Origin of the sequence: Longispora fulva (genome assembly GCF_015751905.1) — a bacterium.
GTDB classification, from domain to species: domain Bacteria; phylum Actinomycetota; class Actinomycetes; order Mycobacteriales; family Micromonosporaceae; genus Longispora; species Longispora fulva.
Genome location: NZ_JADOUF010000001.1, coordinates 3,794,435 through 3,819,024, shown reverse-complemented (window position 1 = coordinate 3,819,024; position 24,590 = coordinate 3,794,435). Strand labels below are relative to the sequence as shown.

Below are 24,590 nucleotides of genomic sequence, written 5' to 3'. Positions count from 1 at the left end.
GCCCGGCGTCACGGCGCCCCCAGGGCGGCGGCACCCGGCGCGCGCCTCAGTCCGGGTAGCTGGCCCCGGCGAAGGTCACCCGGATCGAGTACACGTCTCCGGCGCTGTTCGTGATGAACAGGTTGTTGCGCCGGGCCCCGCCGAAGACCAGGTTCGACGCCGACCCCGGCAGCAGCAGCTTCCCGATCAGCGTGCCGTCCGGGTGGTAGCACCACAGGCCGTCGAGCGCCGCGCACCACAGCCGGCCGGCGTGGTCGAACCGGATCCCGTCGAACCAGCCCTCGGCGAACACCTCCCCGCCCCGCAGCGTCCCGTCGACCACCTGGAACCGCCGCAGGTGCCGCCGGCGGGTGTCCACGACGAACAGTTCAGACTCGTCGGCCGTGAACGCCAGCCCGTTGGGCCGTTCGAAGTCGTCGGCGACGACCGTGAGCCCGCCGGACGGGTCGATCCGGTACACGTGGTCGGCGCCGATCTCGCTGGGGGCGGGGGCGCCCTCGTAGTAGTCGGTGATCCCGTAGCGCGGGTCGGTGAACCAGATCGAGCCGTCGGAGTGCTCGACGATGTCGTTCGGGCTGTTGAGCCGCTTGCCCTCGAACCGGTCGGCCAGCACCGTCACCGTGCCGTCGTGCTCGGTGCGGGTGACCCGGCGCGCGCCCTGTTCGCAGGTCAGCAACCGGCCCTGCCGGTCGACGGTGTTGCCGTTGGCGTTGCCGGAGGAGTGCCGGAACACGCCGACCGCCCCGGTCGTCTCGTCCCAGCGCAGCATCCGGTCGTTGGGGATGTCGCTCCACACCAGGTAGCGGCCGGCGGGGAAGTACGCCGGGCCCTCCGTCTTGCGGCTGCCCGAGTGCAGGACCTCCAGCCACTCGTCCCCGTCGCAGCCGGTGAACCTGTCGTCCAGCTTCTCAAACTGTGCCCGTATCCGCATCGGAACCTCCTTCGGTGTTTAGCAAACATCACCGAATGAGATATGGTCAAGATCGCAGTCTGGTAGCTCACATCTGGAGGAGTCCCGTTGGATGAGATCGACAGGGCGCTGCTCGCCGTGTTGCAGGACGACGCCACCGTGGCCTACGCCGCGCTCGGCCAGGCCGTCGGGCTGTCCGCCGGCGCGGCCCACGAGCGGGTCCGCAAGCTCCGCGAGCGCGGCGTGATCCGCCGGACGACCGTGGACGTGGACCCTGCGGCGGTCGGTCGCGGCGTGCTGGCGTACGTGATGCTGGAGTCCAACGCCTGGATGGGCGACCCGCCGACGCACGCGGCCCTCGCGGCGATTCCTGAGATCCAGGAGGCGCACGTCGTGGCCGGGTCGGCGTCGCTGCTGGTGAAGATCCGCACGGCGACGACGGAGGAGTTGCAAGCCACCCTGCGCCGGTGCTTCGGGATCGAGGGCGTGACGGGTACCCAGACGATCGTGGTCCTGGAGACCTTCTTCGAGCGCCCGGTCAACCCGACATAGATCAAAAGCCTTTCATGATGACGGCGACACCTGCCCCGGTCTCCAGCGGTCGGTTCCGGTGCCGGACGGCGCGGCCCGTCAGGCGGCGTTGACGCCCAGTGCCAGGGCCAGGCCGCCCAGGGCCGCCGCCCGGTCGCCCAGTTGCGCCGGCACCACGTCGACCGCAGCGGCGGCCGACGCCATCGCGGTCTCCGCGAGCCCCCGCCGGAGCGGCTCCAGGAGCAGCTCACTCGTGCCGAGTTCCCCGCCGACGACGATCCGCCCCGGGTTGACCAGGTTGGACAGCCCGCCCAGCGCGTACCCCAGATAGCGGCCCGCGTCGAGCAGCAGTCGCCGGCAGCCGGGATCCCCGGCCGAGGCGTGCCGGACCAGGTCCGCCAGGTCGCCCAGCTCCGGCAGGGTCACCCGGGCCTGGTCGAGCAGCGCCCGGCCGCCGGCGCGCAGCTCCACGCAGCCCCGGTTGCCGCACCGGCACACCGGCCCGTTGACGTCGAGGGTGACGTGGCCGAGTTCGCCGGCGGTGCCGTCGGTGCCCCGGTACAGCCGGCCGCCCAGGATGATCCCGGCACCGATGCCGGTGGCCACCTTGACGTAGACCAGGTCGGCGCAGTCCCGCCCGGCGCCCCAGACGTACTCCGCGAGGGCCGCCACGTTCGCGTCGTTGTCCGCCCGCACCGCGAGCCCGCCGAGCCGGCCGGACAGCTCCTCGCGCGGGATGAGCGCCGACCACGCCGGCAGCAGGGCGGGGGAGCCGATCCGGCCGGCGTCGGTGACCGGGGCCGGGATGCCGAGGCCGACGCCGACGACCTCGGCGCGGTCCGTGCCGACCCGGGCGAGGACCGCGTCGATCCGCCGGACGGCGAGGTCGAGCGCGGCGTGCGGGTGGTCGTCGGCGTCCCGGTCGAGGCGGACGGCGTCCTCGGCGAGCACCGTGTGTCCGAGGTCCGCGACGGCGACCCGCAGGTGCCGGCGGCCGATGTCGACGCCGACGGCGAGCCCGGCGGCACGCGACAGCCGGAACACCGCCGCCGGACGTCCGCCGGCCGGGCCGGTGGTCGCGCTGGCGTCCTCGGTGAGCAGGCCGGTGGTGGCCAGGTCGGTGAGCGCCGCGGCCACGGTGGGCCGGGACAGTCCGGTGAGGGTGATCAGCTCCGCGCGGGTGCGCGCGCCGTGGGCCCGCAGCACGTCGACGACGCGGCGGGCGGTCGTGCCGAGTTCGTGCGCGGACACCGTCACCCCCCGCATGTTTCCCGCCCGGCCAGGTTATGTCAATCGGTGCCGGAAGTATCAGAGATAAGTCCAGCTCATGCCGAAGGTATTGCCAACTATTGACAGAGCCTCCGAGGTGGGTGGATGGTGGTCCAGCGATACCCGCCGATCACACGACTTGCCCGGGAGGGCGCAATGCAGCTCAGTCGCAGGAAACTCCTCGGTGCGGCTCTAGGCGCGTCGGCCGTGGCCGTCCTGCCCGCCTGCTCCAACTCGGGAGGGGACAGCAAGACCGCGAAGAAGATCGAGGTCTACTCCTGGTGGTCCGGCCCCGGCGAGGGCGAGGGCCTCGAGGCGCTCATCGAGCGGTTCAAGAAGGACAACCCGGGCGTCGAGTTCGTCAACGCCGCCGTGGCCGGCGGCTCCGGCACCCAGGCCAAGCAGGCGCTGACCACCCGGCTGCTGGCCAACGACCCGCCGGACTCCTACCAGCTGCACGCCGGGCTGGAGGCCGCCAGCGACATCAAGGCCGGCAAGCTCGAGGACCTGACCGCCCTCTACCAGGCCAACGGCTGGACCTCGAAGTTCCCCAAGGGCCTCGTCGACAAGCTCACCATCGACGGCAAGACCTACGCCGTGCCGGTGAACATCCACCGCTCCAACCTGCTGTGGTACAAGCCGGCGAAGCTCGCCGAGTGGGGGATCGCCGGCCCGCCGAAGACGTGGTCGGAGTTCCTCACCCAGGCCGAGACGCTCAAGGGCAAGGGCGTCGTGCCGCTGTCGGTGGGCCAGACGTGGACCCAGATGCACCTGCTGGAGAACGTGCTGCTCGGCGAGCTGGGCACCGCGAAGTACAACGGGCTGTGGACCGGGGGCACCGACTGGAAGTCCGCGGAGGTCCTCGCCGCCCTGGACATGTTCAAGAGGATCCTCGCGGTGGCCACGGTGTCCACCGACGACTGGCAGCCCACGATGGACAAGGTGATCGCGGGCACGGCGGCGTACAACGTGATGGGGGACTGGGCCGCCGGGTACCTGCAGGGCGCGAAGGCCCTGAAGTACAAGACGGACTACGACGTGGTCGCGACCCCTGGTTCGACCGGGGTGTACAACTTCCTCGCCGACTCCTTCACCCTGCCGAAGGGCGCGCCGCACAAGGCGCAGGCCGAGGCGTGGCTGAAGCTGTGCGGCTCGGTGGAGGGCCAGGACCTGTTCAACCCGAAGAAGGGTTCGGTGCCGGCCCGGCTGGACTCGGACAAGTCCAAGTACACCGACTACCTGGCCTGGGCGTTGACGGAGTGGCAGGGCACGTCCACCGTGGTGGTCGGCTCGCTCGTGCACGGCGTCGTCGCCAACAACGCGTGGAAGGCCGAGATCGAGAAGGCGTACGGCGTGTTCGTGCAGGACAAGAACACGGCGTCCTTCGCCGACGCCGTCGCCAAAGCGTACGCGGCGAACAAGTAACCATGCGCAAGAGGAAGTTCCGCTCCTGGGGGCCGGCGCTGCTGCTCGTGGCGCCGTCCCTGGTCCTGCTCGGCGTCTTCGTGTACGGCTTCATCGGCTGGAACGCGAAGGTGTCCCTCACCGACTGGAAGGGCCTCACGCCCAGCGACACCTACGTGGGCCTGGCCAACTACCGGGAGCTGTTCGCCGACCAGACGTTCCGCAACGACGCCCGCAACCTGCTCGTGTTCACCGTGGTGTTCATCGGTGGCGCGCTGGCGATGGGCATCGTGCTCGCGCTGCTCCTCGACAAGGGCGCGCGGGGCGAGTCCGTCTGGCGGGGCGTGTTCCTGTTCCCGATGGCGATCTCGTTCATCGCGACCGGCATCGTGTGGCGCTGGCTGCTCAACAGCGACCCGGGCGCCGGCACCACCGGGCTGAACACGTTCCTCGACTGGTTCGGGCTGCACTCCGACTGGCACAAGTCCCCGTCGGCGGGCGCGATCACGGCGATCGCCCTGCCGGCGGGCTGGGCGCTGTCGGGGTACGTGATGGCCCTGTTCCTGGCCGGCCTGCGCGGCATCCCGGAGGAACTGCGCGAGGCCGCGCGGGTCGACGGGGCCTCCGAGCGGCAGGTCTACTGGTCGGTGGTCCGCCCGATGCTCACCCCGGTGCTGATGAGCGCGCTGGTGATCCTCGCGCACATCTCGCTGAAGACGTTCGACCTGATCTACGCGATCGCCCCGCTGGACGCCCGGACGGAGACCCCGGCGCTGTACATGTGGCTCACGTCCTTCCGGGGCGGCTTCTTCGCCCGGGGCGCGGCGATCGCGACCCTGTTGTTCCTCGCGATCGCGCTCGTGGTCGTGCCCTACATCTGGTACACGTCACGCAAGGAGCGGACCCGATGAGCAGGACGCTGCGCCACCTGGCCCTGTTCGTGCTGGCCTGCTTCTTCCTGATGCCCGTCTACGTCCTGCTGGTCACGGCGTTCAAGTCCCCGGGCGAGGTGGACGTGGCGCACATGTGGGCGCTGCCCAGGCACCTGTCCCTGGACACGTTCGCGACCGTGTGGCCGAAGCTGCGCGGCGGCATGGTCAACAGTGTGCTGCTCGCCGTGCCGGCCAGCCTGATCTCGTCGTTCCTCGGCGCGGCCAACGGGTTCGTGCTGGCGAAGTGGCGGTTCCCGGGAGCCGACGTCGTCTTCCCGGTGATGTTGTTCGGCATGTTCATCCCCTACCAGGCGATCATCATTCCGCTGTTCCAGACGATGAGCGACCTGAAACTCGTCGGTGGCCTCGACGGCCTGATCCTGGTGCACGTCGTGTACGGGCTGCCGATCACGACCCTGATCTTCCGGAACTACTTCCTCGGCCTGCCCGACGAGCTCGTCGAGTCGGCCGAGATCGACGGCGCCGGCATGCTGCGCACCTTTTTCAAGATCGCGCTGCCGATCGCCGCCCCGGCGTTCGCGGTGTCGATGATCTGGCAGTTCACGTCGGCGTGGAACGACTTCCTGTTCGGCCTGATCCTGACCCGGACCGAGTTCTGGCCGGTGACGGTGGGGCTGAACAACATCGCGGGAGCACAGACCGTGCCCTTCAACCAGGCGATGGCGGCGGCCCTCCTCGCGAGCCTGCCCACTCTTCTCGTGTACCTGCTCCTCGGCCGGTTCTTCATGCGTGGCCTGATGGCAGGTGCCCTCAAAGGTTAGAGGTGAACCCCCCTCCATGAAACCTCAACTCCTAGCGGCTCTCCTGTTCGGCGCACTCCTCGTGCCCGGCGCCGCGCCGGCCTCGGCCGCCGCGTCCCTCAACCTCACCCAACACGTCAACCCGTTCATCGGCACCGACGACAGCAACTCGCCGAACCCGGTCCCCGGCGGGGCCGGCGGCTCCACGTACCCGGGCGCGGTCGTGCCGTTCGGCGGGGTGCAGTTCAGCCCCGACACCCCGAACGGTTCGCCGTCGGGCTACCGGTACTCCGACACGTCCGTGGAGGAGTTCAGCCTCACCCACTTCAACGGGGCCGGCTGCGCGAACAACGAGGACATCGGCATCCTGCCGGTGACCGGGGCCCTGGGCACCTCGCCGGGGACCGGCTGGACGGGCTACGCGTCCGGGTACACGAAGGCCAACGAGCAGGCCGCGCCCGGGTACTACAAGACCCGGCTGGACAAGTACTCCACCGACGTGGAGCTCACCGCCACCACCCGGGCCGGGTTCGCGAAGCTGACGTACCCGGCGTCGACCAGCGCCCGGGTGCTGATCAACACCTCGCGCAGCGCGACCGGCAACCGGTCGGGCAGCGTGACCGTCAGCGGCTCCCAGGTCACCGGCTACGTCACTGCCGGCGGCTTCTGCGGTTCCTCCAAGACCTACAAGATCTACTTCGCACTCCAGGCGGACCGGACCCCCACCGGGTCGGGCACCTGGAACGGCGGCACGGTCACGGCCGGCTCGACCAGCACGTCCGGGACGAACACCGGCGCCTACCTGACGTTCGACACCTCCTCGAACGCCACGGTGCAGGTCAAGGTCGCCGTGTCCTACGTGAGCGTGGCCAACGCGAGCGCCAACCTGGCCGCCGAGATCGCCGGCTTCGACTTCGCCGGCACCCGCACGGCCGCCGACACCGCGTGGAACACGATCCTCAACCGGGTGCAGGCCACCGGCGGATCGGCCGCCGACCTGCAGAAGTTCTACACCGCGCTGTACCACGTGTTCCAGAACCCGAACATCTCCTCGGACACCAACGGCCAGTACTTCGGCTTTGACAACGTTGTGCACACCGCCTCGCACCCCGTGTACCAGAACTACTCCGGCTGGGACATCTACCGGTCCTGGGCCGCGCTCGTCGGCCTCGTCGCCCCGGCCGAGGCCAGTGACATCGCCGCGTCCATGGTCCTCGACGGCCAGCAGGGCGGCCTGCTGCCCAAGTGGTCGCAGCAGACCAACGAGGACTTCGTGATGACCGGCGACCCGGGCCCGATCATCGTCGGCAGCATGTACGCCTTCGGGGCGCGCGACTTCGACACCGCCGCCGCGCTGTCCCTGATGGACAAGAGCTCCAACGGCGGCACCACCCAGGGCGGTGCCATCCGCGGCCGGCAGTCCACCTACACCAGCCAGCACTTCATCAACAACGAGTCCTCGGACTCCCTGGAGTACTCCGGCAGCGACTTCGCCGTCGCGCAGTTCGCCAGGGCGCAGGGCGACACCGCGAAGTACAACACCTACATGACCCGGGCGCAGTGGTGGCGCAACGTGTACAACCCCGAGTCGGGGTACGTGCACCCGCGCAACAGCGACGGGTCCTGGCCGTGGGCGCTGGACCCGGCGAGCAACAGCAGCTTCACCGAGGGCAACGCGTCGCAGTACACCTGGATGGTGCCGTACAACCTCGGCGGGCTGGTCAACCTGATGGGCGGGCCCGCGCAGGCCGCACAAAGGCTCGACCACCACTTCACCGAACTCAACGGCGGGCTGACCAGGCCGTACTTCTACATCGGCAACGAGCCCGAGCACAACGTGCCGTGGGCCTACAACTTCGCCCGGTACCCGGCCGGCACGTCGGCCGCCGTGCGCCGGGTGATGGCCGAGTCGTTCACCACCGGTGCCGGCGGGCTGCCCGGCAACGACGACCTGGGCGCGACGTCCGCCTGGTACGTGTGGGCGGCGCTCGGCATGTACCCGGTCACCCCCGGGGCCGACACCCTCGCCCTGCACGGCCCGCTGTTCCCGTCGGTGCTGATCCAGCGCACGGCCGGGAACATCACGCTCACCGGCAGCGGCTCGGGCCAGTACGTGCAGAGCCTGACCGTCAACGGGACCGCGACGAGCCACAACTACCTGCGGTACGCGGACATCGCGTCGGGCGCCACGCTGGGCTACACCATGGGCTCGGCGGCCAGCGCCTGGGGCACCGGGGCCGGCGACGTCCCGCCGTCCTTCGACGACGGGGCCAGCCCGGTCCCGGCCGCGCCGGCGCTCGGCACCAACCTGGCGCTCGGCCGGGCCACCACCTCCTCGGCCACCTGCGGGGCCGCCGAGGGCTCCGACAAGGCGGTGGACGGCAGCCTCACCAACAACAGCAAGTGGTGCTCGGCGGCCTCGGGGGCGTTCCTCCAGGTGGACCTGGGGAGCAATCAGAGCGTCGGGCAGTTCGTCATCCAGCACGCCGGGCTGGGCGGGGAGACCACCGGCTGGAACACGGGCGGCTACACGGTCGCGACCAGCACCGACGGCAGCACGTGGAGCACGGCGGTGACCGTGACCGGCTCCCGGGCCAGCCGCACCTACCACTCGGTGGCCGGCCGCACCGCCCGGTACGTCCGGCTGAACATCACCACGCCGACCAACAACGGCAACACGGCGGCCCGGATCTACGAGTTCGGGGTGTACGGCCCGTCGGCCACCGGGGCGAACCTGGCCCTGAACAGGCCGGCCACGGCGGACTCCTCGTGCAACGCCAACGAGGGCCCGGCCAAGGCCGTGAACGGGTCGGTGACCGGCGGGACTGGCGACAAGTGGTGCTCGACCGGTGCCACGAAGTGGTGGCAGGTCGACCTCGGGAGTTCCGTGCCGGTGGGGACCGTGACGGTGCGGCACGCCGGGGCCGGGGGTGAGTCAGCGTCGTGGAACACGAAGGACTTCGACGTGCAGGTCAGTGGTGACGGGTCCGCGTGGATGACCGTCGCGCAGGTCCGGGGGAACACGGCCGACGTGTCGAGCCATCCGGTGAGCGGGTCGGGGCGGTACGTGCGGGTCAATGTGCTGACGCCGACGCAGACGACCGACGCGGCCGCTCGGATCTATGAGATAGAGGTGTACTCGTAGCGTGGCGGGCGGCGGGGCGCGAAGCGCCCCGCCGCCCGTGCCCGAGGCCGGGGTGCGCCGCGTCGGGGTCCCGCGTCAGGTCGCCGACGGAGCCCGGTCAGGTGTCGCCGTCTCCTCTAGAGAACCGCCGCGCACAGGAGCGCCAGGAGCGGGAACGTGCCCTGCATGGCCGCCGCGCGGATCATCCGGCGGTCCGTGACCAGCAGCACCAGGGCCGCGCCCAGCATGCACCCGCACGCGAACAGCGCGACCGCCGCGCCGGCCGTCGCGGTGTCGGCGATGTGCACCGCGAGAACGCCGCCGAGCGCGCCGAGAGCCAGGAACAGGTTGTAGAAGCCCTGGTTGAGGGCCCATGGCCGGACGGCGGTGAGCTCGTCGGCCTTGACGAGGAACCGGCCGTGCACCGCGGGCTGGCGGAACAGGACGCTCTCCATCGCGAAGATGACCACGTGCAGGAGCCCGGCGAGGACGGCGAAGATCTGTGCGGCGAGGTTCATACCGGTCAGTATCCACACCACGGTGGGCCCCGGCCGGCGAGGACGCGAAAACCCGTGGCCGAGTGGGTCACGAGTCTTCGTGATGGAGCGCTTGCTGCAAGTTCTGTCAAATTCTGAGTGGCGCGTCAAGATCGCGCGAGGTCAGCGAGCCCTGGAGGGTCGTACCCCTCCTCGGCGGTTGTCGCGGCCGAAGGACCGCGCTTGGTGCCGGTGTGGCTGTGGCGCTGAGGTGCCTCTGGGGCGGTCGTTCGTAGACCAGGCCCACCAAGTCAGGTGGATGCGGTCGGGGGGCGCTCGGAAGCTTCACGACAAGCGCTACGGCAAGGAGTCATAGGCGCAAGCTCTTCCTAGATGTCCTTTCTATTCGTAAACAGCCGTAATCACCGCTGTCGAACGTCGGCCGGAAGCGCTCGAACCTTCGGCAAGACGGCTGGTCTGACCACGCTCACGATCAAGCGGAGGTGGACATGAGGACGTTGGGATGACCGCCACTCTTGGTGCTACGCATCAACTCGGCGATGGTCATGTCCCTGGACCAACCCCAGTACTCCGGCGGGTGCCCTTCCTCTAAAAGATCGTCGGCGTTGGCCAGGCGAGCAGACCAGATCATGTCTTCTCCCACTGGTGCGACGATGGCAGCAACATCTCCAGATCCATGCAGTTGGTCTGCCAAATCACCGAGGCGGTCGGTGGCGAGGGCGCAAATGAAAAGCACCTCACCGGTACGCGTGCGAGGGCCACTGAGCAGCTCAGCACGCTGCACGGGGTCGGTCAGCACGCGCTCTAGCACCCGAGCGGTGTGGACACGCGGCTCTTGCTGATCATCGCGCCGCACCCGGATCAGATAGTCGAGGTCACCTGCCCTGTAGACGTGCTCCTCGTGCAGATGAATGCGTGTGCGTGGAACATCGACGTCGACAAACTCAAGCATTTCAGGCAGGGCCGCCCGCAGTTCGTCCCGGGTCTTGCGGCCTCCAGTGAAGCCAGGGATCTGAGGGCTGTACACGGTCCAGTCATCGATTCCCTCCTCGATGGGCCCAGCCATTACGACGTCGATGGTCCTCAGATCAGACATGCTTGAGCACCTCCCAAGCCTCATCGATGGTCAGCCCAACATCCCTGATCAGTATCTTCCTCACAATGTGGGGAGCGATGGTAGCGCTGTCGTGGAACGCAAATATGATGACGCCGTGCCCTTCGGCCTGAAGGTATCGGTGTGACCCGTTTTGGCGGGTGATCACGTAGCCAAGCTTCTGGAGCAACCGCAGCATTTTCGGCGCATTGACCGACGGCCACCGGCTTCCCATGGGGACCGATTCTAGCGTACAAAACCCCCAAATTGTGACAAGTATCAGCCAAGGGAAATTTGCACCGTTGCACTGATCGAGTAGCTGCCGCGCGGCAGTTCAGACACGTAGTGCAGGTCGGAAATCGGACACCGGCGCGCTACCGAACGGCCGACGCGCCGTGCTCCTGGGAGGCGCAAGCTCAGTTCAGCGGAAGCTCGTGCCAGCGGGGCGCGTGGCCGTAGCGAACACGCGAACAAGTTCAGTAAGGACGCTATGGAAATCGTGGAGGCCACCGGTAGTTTCTGGCTACCGGGGAGCGATGGTGCCGCCGTGTACGGATCCTTGAAGTTCAGCCCCTCGGAGGGGACGAACTTGGCGCTCCTGGACGGACTGGGCGAGCTGGGCCCGGGCGGCGAGGGTACGGAGCTGCTGGGCGGGATGCGCGATCGCATTTTTGGGCGCATCCGCCGAGGCGGGCACAAGGTCGATGTCACCCTGGTTGATTGCATTTGGCTTTCGCCTACCGAGTACTACGCCAATCGCTTGTTGATCGGTGGCCACTTCCCCGTGGACGACACCGCCTTCGACGAGGCGATCATTCGCTTGCAGGACCTGCCTGCGTGGGTGGGCCAAGACGGGCTCACGATCCAGGTAGACGAAGCCCTGGACGCCGTGGAGCGGCGCGAGCTGAGCGTACGGTTCGATCGGCCGCCGCCGGTTCGAGCTGACTTCGCACGCGGGCAAATCGTCCTCGACTTCCGTTGGTCGCGTGACGACGTTCGGTACGAAAAGGTCAATATTCAGCAGTGGCCACAGTTCGAGCTCGAATACTCGGAGCGGGCTCCGCTGGGCGAGATCATGGACGATCTCAGCGCACTCCAGAACCTTTTGACGCTCTGCGCGGACAGCCCCGGCGAGGTCGAAAGCGTCTATCTGTATCGCTCCGACATTCCCGAGCGGGTGCTGTCCGGCGACGTCATCCCTGGCACCATGGCACGGATCGAGCTATTGTCCGCCTTCGTTGAATCCCGAGCAGGCCGAAAGGAGAGCCGTCCAGAGCCGCATTAGATGCTGGCCACGTTCGAAACGGTGGGCGGAATCCACACGACTGCGACTTGGCTCAACCAAGGACCCGAGCTGAAGGTCATCATCGGGTCCCTCGTGACGATGCGGGCCAGCCGGATCTTCGGCGAGAACCGGTTCCTCAACGTCTGCTCGGCAGCCGAAGGCTTCCACCGGTCGACGCTCACCGACGTCGTTCGCATGGACCCGGCCGAGTACAAGGCGATGAAGAAAGCGCTAAAGGAACACGTTCCTGCCGAGCACCGCGAGTGGTTCGACAACTCACTAGCCCACGCCAACGACCCCAGCCTGAACCAACGGCTCCAAGGCTTGGTCGATCGGCTCGACATGATTGGCGCGGACTTGATCGGAGATGCGAAGGCCTGGGGCAGCGTGATTTCTGGGTGCCGCAATGACCTTACCCACCTCGAAGCCGAGCGAGCTCACTACGACGGCAAAGACCTTTACGTGCTGGCTGAATCGGTATTCAACACAACCCGCTTGTGCCTTCTGCTGTACGCGGGGCTGGACCCAGCACGGCTGCCAAAGCTGGCCAAGTCCGAGCCCCTTCGGGGAACAGGATTCCTACTACGGGAAACCGTTACCCGCCTGGCCGAGACGCAGAGAACGCAGCGGAAGGATCGGAAGAAGAAAGTCGCCCCGTGACAATGCCAATCAGACGGCCAGCCACTCCAGGCAGGCCGGCCGCTCGCCGGTAGTCGTGAACTGCCGAGCGGCTTGTAGGGCCGCAGCGGGCAGTACGCGCACAGTTTCGGGTGTCTCCTCGGTGGGCACGCCGCCGAAGTCGAACTCGATCGGCTCGCCATCCCAGGGCTTCACCTCCGGGCTGAAGCCCTGGAGGCTTTCGCCCTTGCCTGACCACTGAACGGTGGCCCGCTCGGGGCCCACCCCGAAGAACAGCCCCACGTGGATGCCATCCGGCGAGGTCAGTTCCTCGGGGTTGTACAGAGTGATCATGACGGGAAGGCCATCTTCGCTCAGTGCAGCCGTGGCTCGGCTCAGCGCGGCGTCCAGCTCGGCCAGCGTTTCTACCGGCTCGCGGACGTACGGGTCGGTGCCCCATTCGATGACCAGCCTCACGGCTTCACTCCTTGTCCGGTGCCTTCGTAGATCTTGAACTGCTTCAGTGTGCCGTCAGCCTGGCGGACGTACACCCGCAGCGTCGAGCCAAAGGGAAGCATCTTGTGCAGGTTCTCATGGCAGCCACGATCACCAGGGCAGGGTTCGCGGGTCAAAACGGCTGTGGCGTGAACCTGCTGGCCGAGGGCTTTGGCTCGCTCGCGGATCAGCGCCGCGATGTGCCCCTCGACGTGAGCCAAGCCGATGTTGCCGGGCCGAACGAACGGCTCGATGTCGGTCTTCAACGTGGCCGCGTTGTCGACGATCTGGTACCGCGAACCGCTAGTGATCACGCCGCCGTCGTTGAGGCTGACCGTGCCCGCCACCTTGACCCCGGGGCCGAGGACCAGGCGGCGGGCAAGGTCGGAGATGAGCTTCGAAACCGGTTGGCTAGGTGCTGGCTGTACCGGCCCCGCTCGCGCCGGAGTGACGTCAGCGGCCGGTGCCGTCCCTCAAGCCTGTTCTTGGGCGTTGTACGTCGCTGTGTGAACCCCGTCGAGCTTCTCCAGGATGGCGCCAGCCGCCACCATGCCCTCGCGAGCCAGTTCGGCCGCAGCATGGCAGGCCGCCGACCGGGCGTGGAAGCCGAGTGCACCGGCAGCGCTGCCCAGCTCGTCCAACAACTCCGCAACGACGCCCGCGCTGTCGACGACCAGCTCGACCTCTTCCTTCGTGGTTGCGATCTTCTGATACACGTCACCGAACTCAGCCACCGGCTGACCTCCTGAGTGGGGGCTTGCTTCGGGATTAATTGGTTGCAGCGAGCCGAGAACGAGCAGCGCGACGACGCCTATGAACGCCGCAGCCCTTCACGCGGCTGGGGGTGCCGTTCTTCTGCATTCAGCGGTAGATCGGTTGGGCGAGGTACACGGCCCAGTCGGCCGAGCCGGCCAGGTTCTCGGCGCGGCGCATCGTGTGGTACTCGCCGGGGAAGGTTGCGCAGGGCACCGGCCGGACGCGGGCTTTGGCCAGCGCGGTGAAGGTCTCCAGTTGGGCCCGGGTGAACCGGGCGTGCGACAGACGCTCGTCGGCGCACCGCGGGTCCGTGCACTGCGGTTCCCTGGTCACGACGACCAGCTGTTCTCGAAGATCAGCTCCGCGAACGCCTCCCGGCCAGGGTCGCGGGCGAGGTCCAGCGGCGTGTAGGCGTGCAGGACCATCAGCCGGTCGACGCCGGCCCGGTTCATGATAGTGATGCAACCGGCGGGGGCGTCTGGCCCCGGGGCGTAACCGATCTTGCCGGACGGGTCGAGGAAAAGGATGGCTTCAAGTTCTCCCGGCGCGTAGATGTCGAGGAAGGCGGGTAGTTTCTCGCCGAGTTCCTGCACCTGGCGACGTGCGGGTTTGATCGTCATGTCTGCCTCCGTGGAGCGTGTGAGGGTCTGGGCGGGGGTAGCCCGGCAAGCGGGGTTGGTTCCAGTTTCGACAGACGAGCGGATGGGATGAAGAATCGGCGCGTAGCCTCCGTGTAGCCTCTGCGTAGCGCTGCGACTACGGAAGATCCGCCCTGCTGGGAGCACCTATGACTGGCACCGCGAACGGCACACAGCACCCCCTGACCTACATACGTGGGGAACGCGGCTGGAGCCTGCGGGAGGTCGCCGAGCTGGTCCAACGCGGCTCGGGCCTGAACATGGCCACCTGGCGGCAGAAGGTCTACCGCTGGGAACGCGGCGTGGTCCCGGAGATGACGGCTCAGTACGCCCTGGCCGACGCGCTCGGCGTCGATCAGACGGCCGTGGACGCGATCGGCTGGCCCGGGTGGCTTCATCTGGCGACGGCGACCACGCCGGCGGACGACGGCGAATGGACCATCGAGAACGCTCGTAAAGTCCTGGCGGCGCTCGTAGAGTCAGGAAGCACGGATCGGCGAGGATTTCTCATCTACGGCGGGTCGGCGCTGTCCAGCATCGCCGCAGGCTGGGCCGATACTCCACCCGAACCGATCGCCGATGGTCTCGATGGCGGTCGGGTCGGCACCAACGCGATAGCCGGTCTCCAACTTCGGGTGGCCGAACTCTGGCGGCTGGACGACACCCTCGGCGGGGGCTCGTGCCTCCAGGCCGCCGCCGCAGACCTACGGATGGTTGACGCACTACTACGCCAGGCCCGACACACCGGGCCGGTTGGCCGCGAGCTGCTGTCAACGGCCGCGAGCCTCGCCCGGTTCGCAGGTTGGGCCGCCTTCGACTGCGGGCACCTTGCCGCCGCCCAGCGGTACTGGCACGGCGCGCTACGGGCCGCACACGCCGCCCACGACACCGTGCAAGGGATCTACATCCTGTCCAACCTCGCCCTTCAGGCCATCTACGCCGGGGACGGCCGGACCGCCGTCGACCTGCTCGAAGCGGCCCGCGCCCAGCTCGACCCCGCTCACCGGATCGTCGCCGCGATGCTCGACGCCTGGCAGGTCCGGGCCCACGCCATCCTCGGCGAGCAGCGCCAGGCATCCCAGCTCCTAAACCGGGCTGACGATCTCTGGGCCAACCGGCGGGACGGGGACGATCCCGACTGGGTCTATTGGATGCCTCAACCCAGCCTGACCGCCGAGGCCGGCACGGCGATGATCAACCTTCGGCAGCTCAGCCACGCCGACGAGCTGCTACACGCCGGACTGGCCACCCTGTCACCTGCCGCGACCCGGGACCGGAATCTGTACCTGGTCCGCATCGCGGAGACCAGCCTCAGCGCGGGCCGGCTGGACGAGGCCATGGCGAGCGCCCGGGCCGCCATCGACGCCGCCGCCGGGGTCGACTCCAGCCGAGTGACCCAGCGGCTCACTGGCCTTCTGGACCAGCTTCCGGCCGACGAGCCGGGGACCGCCGAGGTACGAGAGTACTGGCGGGCGGCTCGTCAGGTGACGGCCCTCGTCAGGTGACGGCCTAGGGGCCGTAGGCCGCCTTCTCAAGGGTATCCGGGTCCTCGATCGTCGGAGGTAGGCCCTGTTCGGCCCGGGAACGCCTAGTGGTCTCCGCGATCCACTCCGGGGCGGGCACGTAGGGGCGTCGCTCAGGGCTCATGCCTGATCAACGAGCCGCCCGCCCCTGATAGTGAGCCCCGGGGCGGGCTGTTTCTCCTAACTGCGGCCCAGACAAGGTGTGCACCAACGAGGCCGCCAGCGACTACGACATGCCGTACTGGCGCTGGCTGGTGTGCAAGAGCGGCAAGCTGACCGAGTCAGCCACGAAAAGGCCACCAACGCCCAGGACGAGGCCGCCCGATCCATTCCGGATGGGTATGGGAGCTACCTGGCCCACATCGAGATCCACCGGGCCAGGGCCATGGTGCAGCAGGGCGAGAAGGCCGCAGGCATCCGGTACGCCGAAGCCGCCATCGCCAAGGTCCCCGAGAGCAAGGGCTGCCTGTCCTTGGCTGGCTACGCTAAGGCGCTTCAGGCAGCCGGGCGACTGAACAATAGAGAGCCCCGGCGTTCTCGCCGGGGCTCTAGTGGGCTAGGGTGTGGGGTTTAAATATCCATATCCCGTATATAACACACAGTGAACACTGTTGTCAATGGCCATCATGCTCGGCAGATGGCGACCACATAAGCAATGGCATGGCTCCTGGAAATGTTGGAGACAATTCATATTCGTAATGGGTCGGCCGCGTAGTTGGCCGTCGCTGCTTAGGCACGACTGGCATGCCGCGATGAATTAACTCGAAGTTCAGACTTCTTAGGGGCTCGCCTTCAACGATAATCGTCTGGTGCAGGTGCGCACCTTTGGTGCGAGTGGGAAACGAACCATGCACCGGAAGGACAACTGAAGCTTCTAGCTCAAACAGATATTTCGCGCCAGCAGGGATATTGGCGTCCGCACCCAGGTTGGCAATTTTAAGTCCGACCGTTCCATCTGGACGTTCGATCGTGATGCGCCTGAGTTCTTCGGGATTTGGTCTTATAGCTGGAGAGGCGTGGCCGTCGTGTTCGGACAGCAACTGGAGCCTGAACCGCTGGAACGCACTATGATGCCCCATCAGCGACGCGACAAGTCCAATGTCTTCAAAACAGTAAGGCTCGTCCGAGATGTTGAGACCAGTCTGGATCATGGCAATATCCAGCTGTACTGCCGATTTCTCATCCCCTATCCAGCTAAACTTAATGCCCCAATCAGCCTGGAGGCTGCACCTATCGATGGAGGTAAAGAAATCTCCGATCGCCTTGCGATAAGCAGGCGGAGCATGTGGTCCATACACGGCCGCTATTACGCCTTTTGTAATTTCATCGCGATATCGCCTGTGTGCCCGACTTTCGACTATTCCACCGAGAATCGCGCCAACGATCAGCGTGGAGCCGAAAGTAAGCACGGCTATGGCAATCGCTTCACCTAAACCGGTGGGCGAACGCCAAATGCCTACAGCAAAGAATGCTATTCCCGCGACAACGAGGAGAACGGCATCGAGGTGATTTCGAAATAACTTGGCGACCCAGCTGCGAAGCCGTTTGTGCCATGGATGCTTCTTAATGGCCTCATCCTCGTCGGGAATGGTCACCTGAGGCCCGTCCTTCGGGCTAGCCATGTCGCCTCCCATAACACGCGGTTTGCTGGGCGCGCTTCACATCCCTTCATGTCACGCTTGCATGCGTCTTAAGGCAGCTTACAATTACTTCCAGTCTCACGTTTGCGATTTGTAAAGATTCATAATCCTGGATATGCAAATCACGCGCAGTCATTGACTTTGTGTCCGATTCATGCTATACTTCTTGGTCCATGTAGATTTTCGACATGGCATACCTCTGTATCTCGCGGCATATTCGTGATGATCCGCCGAAGCGGCCAGGACGCTGCGTCACAATTGTCGCGCCCGACCGCTTCACCAAAAGCTCTAACCCCTCGCTCATGCGCCGGGCAGGTCACATCAAATCGCGCTCCCAGTGGAAGCGCACATGCACTTATTTTTGTTCGCCACAGTGACCAGCTCGCTCCCTGCGATACCAACTGAGTCTCGTACTCGACTGCCCGCCGAACTCAAGCGTTCGAGCGGGTGGCTTTGTTGCGTGTGGGAAGCCCCGCAGTCAGATGAAGCTCCGAGCTGAACATCAACACAAACAGCATCGTCACGGTGTCCCCCTGGGCTGCCTTGATTCGTGATGCCAACCGACCGCCGGGCCAGGGGCTTCTGCCTGGGGCGGCATCGTGGGAACGGGTGCACCCTGCCGACCTGCCGGTCGCCACGATCGAGGAAAAAGTCGCTCAGGCATACAACACGCTGAAGCTGCCCTCTGAAGTCTTGGCGGCTGCTAGGGCCGATCTTGAAGACTTCATCCAGAGTGCGACGGCTCGGCGGGACACGGAGGTCAAGCGTCAGCGCCGTCGCCTCGGAGACCTCAAGGACCGAAGCGTGAAGCTTCTTCGCGCTCATCTGGCCGACGTCGTGCCGCTCGATGTTCTCAAGGAGGAGCAGGACGGACTCCGGCGTGAACAGGCCCAAGCCGAGGCGATCTTGGAGCGGCTAGAAGGCTCCCATGCCGAAACGCTGACCACGTTTGACGAGATGGTCGACCTGCTCACCTCGCTGAGCGAGGGGCGATACCGCAGCCTCGCGCCGGAAGATCGTCGAGCGCTGAACCCGGTGCTGATCACCCACGCCCTGGTCGACGCCGAGGACGGCAAGACCCGCTTGCAGCTCACCGAGCTGGGCCAGGTCATCCATGACATCAAGGGCAGTTCAGTCGATACGCGTCCGAAAGATGATCAGGGTGGGCACACCGATTCAACAAGAAACCCGCAGCTCACCCTGGTGAGCTGCGGGTTCGAGTAACGAACATTTGGAGCGGATGACGAGATTCGAACTCGCGACCCTCACCTTGGCAAGGTGATGCGCTACCAGCTGCGCTACATCCGCCTGTCGGCCCGGTCAGGTGCCCCTTGCCGACGGGTGAACTTTACCGGACCCCTCCGCCGGGGACAAAACGGGGTCCTCGGCCGTGCGGCGCGGTGAAGTCCGGCACCGGGCCGGCGGGCACGATCCGGGACGGGTTGAGGGCCGACTGGGTGCGGTAGTAGTGCCGGCGGATGTGGTCGAGGTCGGTGCTGCCGCCGAACGCCGGGATCTCGTACAGGTCGCGGGTGTACGCCCACAGGGTCGGGTAGTCGGCGAGCCGGCGCAGGTTGGCCCGCTGGTGTGGTCCGTACACCGCGTCGAAGCGGGCCAGGGTCACGTACAGCCGGACGTCGGCCTCGGTGAGCTGGTCGCCGAACAGGAACCGGCGGGTCGCCAGGCGCCGCTCCAGCTCGTCGAGGGTCCCGAACACCGTGGCCACCGCCCGGTCGTACGCGGCCTGGGAGCGGACGAGACCGCACCGGTACACCCCCTTGTTGAGGGTGGTGTAGATCCGCTCGTTGAGGGCGTCGATGTCGGGGCGCAGCGGCTCCGGGTACAGGTCCAGCGGCGTGGCCCAGGCGTCGAACGCGCCGCCCAGGTCGAGGGTGACGTCAGGGTAGTTGCTGCTGACGATCCGGCCGGTCTCCCGGTCCCACAGCACGGGGACGGAGACGTGGCCGTCGTAGCCGGGCTCCGTGGCCTCGTAGGCGTCGCGGAGCAGGGCGAAGTCGTTGACCGGGTCGGCGGTGTGGCCGGGGCCGTCGCGGAACGCCCAGCCGCGCCCGTCGCGCACCGGGTCGAGAACGGTCATGCCGACCACGTCCTCGAGTCCCTTGAGGCCCCGCACGATGATCGACCGGTGCGCCCAGGGGCAGGCGAGGGAGACGTAGAGGTGGTACCGCCCCGGCTCGGCCCGCCAGCCGCTGCTCCCGTCGGCCGTCACCCGGCCCCGGAACCGGCCGGGCGGGCCGCTCGAGGGGGAGGTGACCGTGTAGTCGCCGAATGTCGCGAAGTCCACCGGGCTGGCAACAGGCATGACATCACTGTAGGTCGATACAGCCGCCTCCGGCGAACGTGGCCACAGGGTTTTCCCAAGATCCCGACCCAGGGTGTACCGGTGGACGCGTGCGGGAAGATGACAGGGTGACGCGGGCGTGGCGGGTTCTGGTGGTGGACGACGATCCGGCGATCGGCCGGGCGTTGGGCCGCGGATTGTCCCTGGCGGGGTTCGTCGTGGAGCTGGCCTCCGGCGGGCTTCGGGCCCTGGAGCTGGTCGCCTCCTCCGCCCCGGACGCGATCGTCCTGGACGTGTCGATGCCGGACATCTCCGGGATCGAGGTGTGCCGGCGGTTGCGGGCCGCGGGCTGTGACCTGCCGGTCCTGATGCTCTCCGCCCTCGACGAGGTCGACGACCGGGTCGCCGGGCTCGCCGCGGGGGCCGACGACTACGTGGTCAAGCCGTTCGCGATCGCCGAGGTGGAGCTGCGGCTGGCCGCCCTGGTCCGCAGGGTCGGGGCCGCTCCGCACGGCGTGCACGTCGTGGGCGGCCTGGCGGTGGACACCGACGCGCGCCGGGTCACGATCGACGGCGTCCCGGTGGAACTGACCCGGCGCGAGTTCGACGTGCTGGAGCTGCTGGCCCGCAACGCCGGCATCGTCCTCGGCCGCTCCCAGGTCCTCGAACGGGTCTGGGGCTACGATTTCGACGTGCGCACCGACGCCGTGGACACGATCATCTCCTACCTGCGGCGCAAGCTGGAGGCCGACGGCCGCCGCCGGATCCTGCACACCGTGCGCGGTACCGGATTCGTCCTGCGCGATGACGGGAACTGGTAGCCATGCGCCTGTCCACCCGGTTCGCCCTGCTCGCGGCCGTCGCCGTGCCCGTCCTGGTGCTGGTGTCCAGCTTCGGGCTGCTCGCCTGGCTGCGCGCCGACCTGAAACTCGAACGCGACGACCGGCTGCACGACCGGGCCGTGGCCGTGGCAGCGGCTCCCAAGGTCGACGGCCTGGTCGGCGAGGGCGGCGTGATCATCAGTACCCGGGCGGGGGAGCGCGCGGTCGGGGACGTGCCCGCCGGGGGGCGGCTGCCCAACCGGGCCGGGCCGTTCACGCTGACCAGCGCCGGCGAGCTGTGGCGCGGGTACGCCGTCATGCCCGGCGACGACCGCCGGGTCTACGCTCTGGAACCCAACTCCGCCCTGACCAACCGGCTCGGCCAGCAGCGCCGCCGGATGTTCGCCGTCGCCGGCCTGTCGGTGCCGATCGCGGCCCTGGCCGGGTTCGCCCTCGGCAGCGCGGCGACCCGGCCGCTGCGCCGGCTCCAGCGGCGCGCGGCGGTGGCGGGCGCGACCCCCGGGCAGCGGACCGACCTGGTCACCGGGGTCGCCGAGGTCGACGACGTGGCCAGGGCCCTGGACGCCAGCCTGGCCCAGCGCGACGCCCAGCAGGCCCGTACGGCGCACGCGCTGAAGGCCGCCCGGTCGTTCGCGGCGGCGGCGGCTCACGAGCTGCGCACCCCGCTGACCAGTATGCGCACCAACCTGGAGCTGCTCGGCCACCCCCGGCTGTCCGAGCCGGAACGCGGCGAGGTGCTCTCCGACCTGTCGGCGGAGCACGCGCGGCTGCTCGGCCTGCTCAGTGTCCTGCGCGCCCTGACGCACGCCGAGCTGGCCCAGCCGGAGCAGTTCGTGCGGACCGACCTGGTGGAGATTGCCGGGGCGGCCGTGCACTCGGCGGGCTCCCGGCACCCGGGGGCGGAGTTCCGGCTGGAGACCGACGGGCCGGTACCGGCGGACTGCTGGCCGGACGGCATCCGGATGACCCTGGACAACCTGCTCGACAACGCCGTCCTGCACGGCGCCGCGCCCGTCACGGTGACCGTCGCCGCGGCGGACGGCGCGGCGACCCTCACGGTGTCCGACTCCGGCCACGGTGTCCCGCAGGAGGACCGGGTGGGCGTGTTCGAGCGGTTCCACCGCCGCGCGGACAGTCCCGGCTCGGGTCTGGGCCTGACGCTGGTGGCGGAGGTGGCGGAGCTGCACCGGGGGACCGTCACGATCGGCGGGGAGCCCGGCGGCGGGGCCCGGTTCCAGGTCAGGATCCCCGAGTCGGGCGGGCCGGCGCCGGTGGACTGGCTCAGGATCGGCCCCTGACTCCCAGTGTTTCCCCAAGGAACGTCTCTAGCGTTCGGGGTGCGCCGGTGCGGACCGGCGTCGGACGACGAGGAGCACACGATGTACAAGAAGTTGGCGATCATCGGCGGCACGGCGCTGGTCGTGCTCGGCGGGGCCGCTCTCCCGGCGGTGGCCGGCCCCGGCGCCGGGGACAAGCCGATCACCCTCGACGCCAAGGGCTGCAAGCTCGCCCAGGACCTGCGGCCGGTGCTCGACGACCGGCTGGCCATCATCAACGGCGACGCCAACCAGCGCGGCTCGGTGACGTGGATCAAGGCGGAGGCCGCCAAGGCCCGGGCCGCCGGGAACACGAAGAAGGCGGACAAGCTCGACAAGGCCGCGACCAAGCGCACCGAGGCGGCCACGAAGATCGAGACCCGCAAGACGAAGGTCGACAAGGCCGTCACCTGGTGCACGGACCACGGTTTCGCGGCCAAGTAGTCACCGGCACGGCGCGTGGGCGGTCCCTGACGGGGCCGCCCTGTCGTTTATCACGCGCGAAGCCCGGGCATTGCGGTATCCCCAAGTTGGGGACGGCGGCCGCCCGGTTGTCCCACGATGGAGTGACCTGTAGGGAACCGCATCACGGGGGACGAGATGAGAACGATTTCCAGGTACGCGCTGGCGGTCGCCTGCACCGCGCTGATCGCCGGCACGGGGCTGGCCGCACCAGCCCAGGCCGAGTCGAGACAGACCCACTGCGGCTGGCAGCCGGTGAACCAGGAGGGCGAGTACGGCAACTCGGCGACCCAGACCGTCAACATCCGCAACGGCAACGGCGTGCAGTGCGGCCGGCTCGGCCTCGCGACTCCGGAGGACGCGCTGCGCTACCGGTGTGAGGCGGTGGCTGACAACGGCGCGTACTGGACCTACCTGACCGACATCAGCACCGGGGTCATCGGCTGGGTGCGCAGCGACTTCCTGACCTTCCACAGCGACGAACCGTGCGCGTCGGGTCTCAATCCCTGATCCCCGTGCGGGCGTCCCCGGGCAGGGGACCCGGGACCACGCCGCCGTGGGCCGACGCTGGCGGGTCGGTCTCCTCCGTAACCGGAGGAACGGGTTTGTGGGCGGTCGGGGAGATCCGGCCGCCCACGTCGCGTCAGGCGCGGGTGGCCTGGACGATGCCGTGCGGGGTCCAGGCCGAGCAGTCGGTGAACGCCGCGTTGTCGAAGCCGGCCTCCTTCGTCCACTCCAGGTACCGCCCGGCGGGGTAGATCATGCCGCCCTCGGCCGGGATGGCCGTGAAGTAGACGCTGTCGAGGGCCGCCATCACCGGGCCGGTCCCGTCGTCGCGGGACATCGAGCTGAAGATGACCACCCGGCCGCCGGGCTCGAGGGCCTCGTGCGCGCGGCGGAGCAGGGCGACGTTCTCCTCCGGGGTCCAGATGACGAGCTGGTGGGAGAACAGCACGCAGTCGTGGCCGCCGGGCAGCGGGTCGGTGAACATGTCCGCGGCGTACACCGACACCCGGTCGGCGAGCCCGGCCGCCGCGATCCGGCCCCGGGCGACGTGCAGGTTCTCTGGCAGGTCGACGACGGTGACGAACAGGTGCGGGTGGGCCTCGGCCAGCGCGAGGGCGTTCACCCCGTCGCCGCCGCCCATGTCCAGCACCCGGCTGACGGAGTCGAAGTCGACCCGCTCGGTGAGCGAACGGTTGGCGAGCTCCGACCACGACCGCATGTACCGGTAGAACACCCCGCCGAGGAACGGGTCCTCGGCGAGCCGGTGGTAGAGGTCCGGTCCCTCGCCGGGCACCCGGCGCAACCCGATGTTGGTGTTGTCGCGCAGTGACTCGGTGTAGTCGGCCTGGCCGGCGTAGACCACGTACTGCTCGAAGCCGACCACGTCGGCGAACCGGCCCCAGTCGCCCGAGGCGAACAGGGCGTCCACGACCGCGCAGTTGCTGTACGAGCCGGCGGCCAGTGTCGTCAGCCGCAGGCTCGTGGTGCCGAGCAGCAGGGTGTCCACGGCGCGGTCGGCGAGACCGAGGCGGCGGGCGATCTCGTCGCGGGTCCGTCCCGGTTCGGCGTGCAGCAGCTCGAAGAGGCCGAGCTCGCAACCTGCCCTGAGCTGCTGAAACGCGGCCGCACCGAACAGTAGGAGCGTCAGGTCGTCGGGCGTGAGCGGGTTCGCATTCTCCAGGCGCAACGTCATGGTCCTTCCGAGAGGGTCATGGCCGGCGTCGTGGCTTCGGGCACCGACAGCGCAAGTTAGCGATGTACGGACATCAATGTCAATGGAGGTTTAGTCCACAAGGGATGAATGAGTGGGCAACGTGTCCCCACGCGACGGTGAATGATGTCGCGACCGCCCAGATGGTGCGAAAACGGATGGCGGATCTCCGTGTAAGTCAGATGTAAGCGGCTCCCGGCAGACTGGCGGACGCGTCGCACGGGCGGCGCGTCCGACGGGGGAGGTGGGCGATGGACGAGTCCGTCGCGCGCCGCGCACGCCAGCGCCTCGGGGGCGCTGGACGCGACGGTGGCCGCCCGTGACGGTGCCCAGGGGTCGCGAGTCCCTGGTCGCCCGGCTCGTGCTGACCGGGACCCGGCAGGTGCCCCCGGTCGCGCTGACCCTCCGGCTGGTCAGCGCCGAGAGACCGGGTCCTTTCGGTGTGCCCGGGCGCCGGCCCGCCTAGCATGATCAG

27 protein-coding genes and 1 tRNA gene are annotated in these 24,590 nt (G+C 68.1%); 14 read left to right on the top strand and 14 right to left on the bottom strand.

Annotated elements, in window-relative coordinates:
* Positions 1 to 46: 46 nt before the first annotated feature.
* Positions 47 to 931 (bottom strand): SMP-30/gluconolactonase/LRE family protein, encoded by an 885-nt coding sequence (locus IW245_RS16870; protein ID WP_197004126.1) that lies wholly within the window; start codon positions 929 to 931, stop codon positions 47 to 49.
* Between the two features lie 87 nt (positions 932 to 1,018).
* On the opposite strand from IW245_RS16870, the gene IW245_RS16865 reads away from it, so the two are divergent.
* On the top strand, positions 1,019 to 1,462 hold the full coding sequence (locus IW245_RS16865) for an Lrp/AsnC family transcriptional regulator (RefSeq protein ID WP_197004125.1): 444 nt from the start codon (positions 1,019 to 1,021) through the stop codon (positions 1,460 to 1,462).
* A gap of 78 nt (positions 1,463 to 1,540) precedes the next feature.
* Here IW245_RS16865 and IW245_RS16860 read toward each other — a convergent pair whose 3' ends face one another.
* Entirely contained in the window at positions 1,541 to 2,707 is a 1,167-nt protein-coding gene (locus IW245_RS16860) for an ROK family transcriptional regulator (protein ID WP_197004124.1), read from the bottom strand.
* Positions 2,708 to 2,866: 159 nt separating this feature from the next.
* On the opposite strand from IW245_RS16860, the gene IW245_RS16855 reads away from it, so the two are divergent.
* Genes IW245_RS16855 through IW245_RS16840 form a run of 4 tightly spaced genes read left to right on the top strand, consistent with a single transcriptional unit; the run spans position 2,867 to position 8,952 of the window.
* Positions 2,867 to 4,135: an ABC transporter substrate-binding protein gene (locus IW245_RS16855; RefSeq protein WP_197004123.1), complete on the top strand. Its 1,269-nt coding sequence runs from the start codon at positions 2,867 to 2,869 to the stop codon at positions 4,133 to 4,135.
* A 2-nt stretch (positions 4,136 to 4,137) separates the two neighbouring features.
* A complete protein-coding gene (locus IW245_RS16850; protein ID WP_197004122.1) occupies positions 4,138 to 5,025 on the top strand; it encodes a carbohydrate ABC transporter permease in 888 nt (295 codons plus the stop codon).
* Positions 5,022 to 5,828: a carbohydrate ABC transporter permease gene (locus tag IW245_RS16845; RefSeq protein WP_197004121.1), complete on the top strand. Its 807-nt coding sequence runs from the start codon at positions 5,022 to 5,024 to the stop codon at positions 5,826 to 5,828. The genes IW245_RS16850 and IW245_RS16845 overlap by 4 nt, the downstream gene beginning before the upstream one ends.
* A 16-nt stretch (positions 5,829 to 5,844) precedes the next feature.
* Positions 5,845 to 8,952 (top strand): GH92 family glycosyl hydrolase, encoded by a 3,108-nt coding sequence (locus tag IW245_RS16840; RefSeq protein ID WP_197004120.1) that lies wholly within the window; start codon positions 5,845 to 5,847, stop codon positions 8,950 to 8,952.
* 116 nt (positions 8,953 to 9,068) lie between these two features.
* On the opposite strand, the gene IW245_RS16835 is transcribed toward IW245_RS16840, so the two are convergent.
* From IW245_RS16835 to IW245_RS16825, 3 genes are all read right to left on the bottom strand, one after another.
* Positions 9,069 to 9,449 carry a DUF1304 domain-containing protein gene (locus IW245_RS16835; protein ID WP_197004119.1) on the bottom strand — a complete coding sequence of 127 codons (381 nt, stop codon included), beginning with the start codon at positions 9,447 to 9,449 and terminating at the stop codon, positions 9,069 to 9,071.
* 451 nt (positions 9,450 to 9,900) lie between these two features.
* Positions 9,901 to 10,524, bottom strand: a complete 624-nt coding sequence (locus tag IW245_RS16830) for a hypothetical protein (RefSeq protein ID WP_197004118.1) — start codon at positions 10,522 to 10,524, stop codon at positions 9,901 to 9,903.
* A complete protein-coding gene (locus tag IW245_RS16825; RefSeq protein WP_197004117.1) occupies positions 10,517 to 10,756 on the bottom strand; it encodes a type II toxin-antitoxin system HicA family toxin in 240 nt (79 codons plus the stop codon). Before IW245_RS16825 ends, IW245_RS16830 begins: the two co-directional genes overlap by 8 nt.
* Positions 10,757 to 11,011: 255 nt before the next feature.
* On the opposite strand from IW245_RS16825, the gene IW245_RS16820 reads away from it, so the two are divergent.
* Positions 11,012 to 11,806: an ApeA N-terminal domain 1-containing protein gene (locus IW245_RS16820; RefSeq protein WP_197004116.1), complete on the top strand. Its 795-nt coding sequence runs from the start codon at positions 11,012 to 11,014 to the stop codon at positions 11,804 to 11,806.
* A complete protein-coding gene (locus IW245_RS16815) occupies positions 11,807 to 12,466 on the top strand; it encodes a HEPN domain-containing protein (protein ID WP_197004115.1) in 660 nt (219 codons plus the stop codon). It begins immediately after the preceding gene.
* Between the two features lie 9 nt (positions 12,467 to 12,475).
* On the opposite strand, the gene IW245_RS16810 is transcribed toward IW245_RS16815, so the two are convergent.
* From IW245_RS16810 to IW245_RS16790, 5 genes are all read right to left on the bottom strand, one after another.
* Positions 12,476 to 12,901 (bottom strand): Imm1 family immunity protein, encoded by a 426-nt coding sequence (locus IW245_RS16810; protein WP_197004114.1) that lies wholly within the window; start codon positions 12,899 to 12,901, stop codon positions 12,476 to 12,478.
* Positions 12,898 to 13,311, bottom strand: a complete 414-nt coding sequence (locus IW245_RS16805; RefSeq protein WP_197008548.1) for a DddA-like double-stranded DNA deaminase toxin — start codon at positions 13,309 to 13,311, stop codon at positions 12,898 to 12,900. The genes IW245_RS16810 and IW245_RS16805 overlap by 4 nt, the downstream gene beginning before the upstream one ends.
* 81 nt (positions 13,312 to 13,392) lie before the next feature.
* Entirely contained in the window at positions 13,393 to 13,653 is a 261-nt protein-coding gene (locus tag IW245_RS16800) for a hypothetical protein (RefSeq protein ID WP_197004113.1), read from the bottom strand.
* 127 nt (positions 13,654 to 13,780) lie between these two features.
* Positions 13,781 to 14,008 carry a hypothetical protein gene (locus IW245_RS16795; protein ID WP_197001452.1) on the bottom strand — a complete coding sequence of 76 codons (228 nt, stop codon included), beginning with the start codon at positions 14,006 to 14,008 and terminating at the stop codon, positions 13,781 to 13,783.
* A complete protein-coding gene (locus tag IW245_RS16790; protein WP_197001451.1) occupies positions 14,005 to 14,295 on the bottom strand; it encodes a hypothetical protein in 291 nt (96 codons plus the stop codon). Before IW245_RS16790 ends, IW245_RS16795 begins: the two co-directional genes overlap by 4 nt.
* A 167-nt stretch (positions 14,296 to 14,462) precedes the next feature.
* On the opposite strand from IW245_RS16790, the gene IW245_RS16785 reads away from it, so the two are divergent.
* The gene (locus IW245_RS16785) at positions 14,463 to 15,818 is read left to right on the top strand and encodes a helix-turn-helix domain-containing protein (RefSeq protein ID WP_197004112.1); all 1,356 of its coding nucleotides are present in this window, start codon (positions 14,463 to 14,465) and stop codon (positions 15,816 to 15,818) included.
* A gap of 632 nt (positions 15,819 to 16,450) precedes the next feature.
* Here the strand turns inward: IW245_RS16785 and IW245_RS16780 are convergent.
* Positions 16,451 to 17,431 carry a hypothetical protein gene (locus tag IW245_RS16780; protein ID WP_197004111.1) on the bottom strand — a complete coding sequence of 327 codons (981 nt, stop codon included), beginning with the start codon at positions 17,429 to 17,431 and terminating at the stop codon, positions 16,451 to 16,453.
* 654 nt (positions 17,432 to 18,085) lie between these two features.
* Here IW245_RS16780 and IW245_RS16775 point away from each other — a divergent pair.
* A complete protein-coding gene (locus IW245_RS16775; RefSeq protein ID WP_197004110.1) occupies positions 18,086 to 18,700 on the top strand; it encodes a hypothetical protein in 615 nt (204 codons plus the stop codon).
* A gap of 8 nt (positions 18,701 to 18,708) precedes the next feature.
* Here IW245_RS16775 and IW245_RS16770 read toward each other — a convergent pair.
* Together IW245_RS16770 and IW245_RS16765 are read right to left on the bottom strand one after the other, a co-directional pair.
* Positions 18,709 to 18,784, bottom strand: a tRNA-Gly gene (locus tag IW245_RS16770).
* 40 nt (positions 18,785 to 18,824) lie between these two features.
* Complete coding sequence (locus IW245_RS16765) at positions 18,825 to 19,799, bottom strand: glutathione S-transferase family protein (protein ID WP_197004109.1); 975 nt, start codon at positions 19,797 to 19,799, stop codon at positions 18,825 to 18,827.
* 107 nt (positions 19,800 to 19,906) lie between these two features.
* Between IW245_RS16765 and IW245_RS16760 the strand changes: the two genes are divergently transcribed.
* The 4 genes from IW245_RS16760 (at position 19,907) to IW245_RS16745 (ending at position 22,908) form a co-directional block, all read left to right on the top strand.
* A complete protein-coding gene (locus IW245_RS16760) occupies positions 19,907 to 20,599 on the top strand; it encodes a response regulator transcription factor (protein WP_197004108.1) in 693 nt (230 codons plus the stop codon).
* 2 nt (positions 20,600 to 20,601) lie between these two features.
* Entirely contained in the window at positions 20,602 to 21,918 is a 1,317-nt protein-coding gene (locus IW245_RS16755) for a sensor histidine kinase (protein WP_197004107.1), read from the top strand.
* A gap of 81 nt (positions 21,919 to 21,999) precedes the next feature.
* On the top strand, positions 22,000 to 22,380 hold the full coding sequence (locus IW245_RS16750) for a hypothetical protein (protein ID WP_197004106.1): 381 nt from the start codon (positions 22,000 to 22,002) through the stop codon (positions 22,378 to 22,380).
* A gap of 156 nt (positions 22,381 to 22,536) precedes the next feature.
* Complete coding sequence (locus IW245_RS16745) at positions 22,537 to 22,908, top strand: hypothetical protein (RefSeq protein WP_197004105.1); 372 nt, start codon at positions 22,537 to 22,539, stop codon at positions 22,906 to 22,908.
* 133 nt (positions 22,909 to 23,041) lie between these two features.
* On the opposite strand, the gene IW245_RS16740 is transcribed toward IW245_RS16745, so the two are convergent.
* Complete coding sequence (locus tag IW245_RS16740; RefSeq protein WP_231398833.1) at positions 23,042 to 24,097, bottom strand: methyltransferase; 1,056 nt, start codon at positions 24,095 to 24,097, stop codon at positions 23,042 to 23,044.
* Positions 24,098 to 24,434: 337 nt separating this feature from the next.
* Here IW245_RS16740 and IW245_RS16735 point away from each other — a divergent pair, with 337 nt between their 5' ends.
* Positions 24,435 to 24,581 carry a hypothetical protein gene (locus IW245_RS16735; RefSeq protein ID WP_197004104.1) on the top strand — a complete coding sequence of 49 codons (147 nt, stop codon included), beginning with the start codon at positions 24,435 to 24,437 and terminating at the stop codon, positions 24,579 to 24,581.
* The last annotated feature ends 9 nt before the right edge of the window (positions 24,582 to 24,590 follow it).

What these genes read in the sequence shown, in the direction of transcription:
- IW245_RS16870 (WP_197004126.1), bottom strand. Translation starts at nt 931, where the DNA reads ATGCGGATACGGGCACAGTTTGAGAAGCTGGACGACAGGTTCACCGGC.
- IW245_RS16860 (WP_197004124.1), bottom strand. Translation starts at nt 2,707, where the DNA reads ATGCGGGGGGTGACGGTGTCCGCGCACGAACTCGGCACGACCGCCCGC.
- IW245_RS16855 (WP_197004123.1), top strand. Translation starts at nt 2,867, where the DNA reads ATGCAGCTCAGTCGCAGGAAACTCCTCGGTGCGGCTCTAGGCGCGTCG.
- IW245_RS16850 (WP_197004122.1), top strand. Translation starts at nt 4,138, where the DNA reads ATGCGCAAGAGGAAGTTCCGCTCCTGGGGGCCGGCGCTGCTGCTCGTG.
- IW245_RS16845 (WP_197004121.1), top strand. Translation starts at nt 5,022, where the DNA reads ATGAGCAGGACGCTGCGCCACCTGGCCCTGTTCGTGCTGGCCTGCTTC.
- IW245_RS16840 (WP_197004120.1), top strand. Translation starts at nt 5,845, where the DNA reads ATGAAACCTCAACTCCTAGCGGCTCTCCTGTTCGGCGCACTCCTCGTG.
- IW245_RS16835 (WP_197004119.1), bottom strand. Translation starts at nt 9,449, where the DNA reads ATGAACCTCGCCGCACAGATCTTCGCCGTCCTCGCCGGGCTCCTGCAC.
- IW245_RS16830 (WP_197004118.1), bottom strand. Translation starts at nt 10,524, where the DNA reads ATGTCTGATCTGAGGACCATCGACGTCGTAATGGCTGGGCCCATCGAG.
- IW245_RS16825 (WP_197004117.1), bottom strand. Translation starts at nt 10,756, where the DNA reads ATGGGAAGCCGGTGGCCGTCGGTCAATGCGCCGAAAATGCTGCGGTTG.
- IW245_RS16820 (WP_197004116.1), top strand. Translation starts at nt 11,012, where the DNA reads ATGGAAATCGTGGAGGCCACCGGTAGTTTCTGGCTACCGGGGAGCGAT.
- IW245_RS16815 (WP_197004115.1), top strand. Translation starts at nt 11,807, where the DNA reads ATGCTGGCCACGTTCGAAACGGTGGGCGGAATCCACACGACTGCGACT.
- IW245_RS16790 (WP_197001451.1), bottom strand. Translation starts at nt 14,295, where the DNA reads ATGACGATCAAACCCGCACGTCGCCAGGTGCAGGAACTCGGCGAGAAA.
- IW245_RS16785 (WP_197004112.1), top strand. Translation starts at nt 14,463, where the DNA reads ATGACTGGCACCGCGAACGGCACACAGCACCCCCTGACCTACATACGT.
- IW245_RS16765 (WP_197004109.1), bottom strand. Translation starts at nt 19,799, where the DNA reads ATGCCTGTTGCCAGCCCGGTGGACTTCGCGACATTCGGCGACTACACG.
- IW245_RS16755 (WP_197004107.1), top strand. Translation starts at nt 20,602, where the DNA reads ATGCGCCTGTCCACCCGGTTCGCCCTGCTCGCGGCCGTCGCCGTGCCC.
- IW245_RS16750 (WP_197004106.1), top strand. Translation starts at nt 22,000, where the DNA reads ATGTACAAGAAGTTGGCGATCATCGGCGGCACGGCGCTGGTCGTGCTC.
- IW245_RS16745 (WP_197004105.1), top strand. Translation starts at nt 22,537, where the DNA reads ATGAGAACGATTTCCAGGTACGCGCTGGCGGTCGCCTGCACCGCGCTG.
- IW245_RS16740 (WP_231398833.1), bottom strand. Translation starts at nt 24,097, where the DNA reads ATGACGTTGCGCCTGGAGAATGCGAACCCGCTCACGCCCGACGACCTG.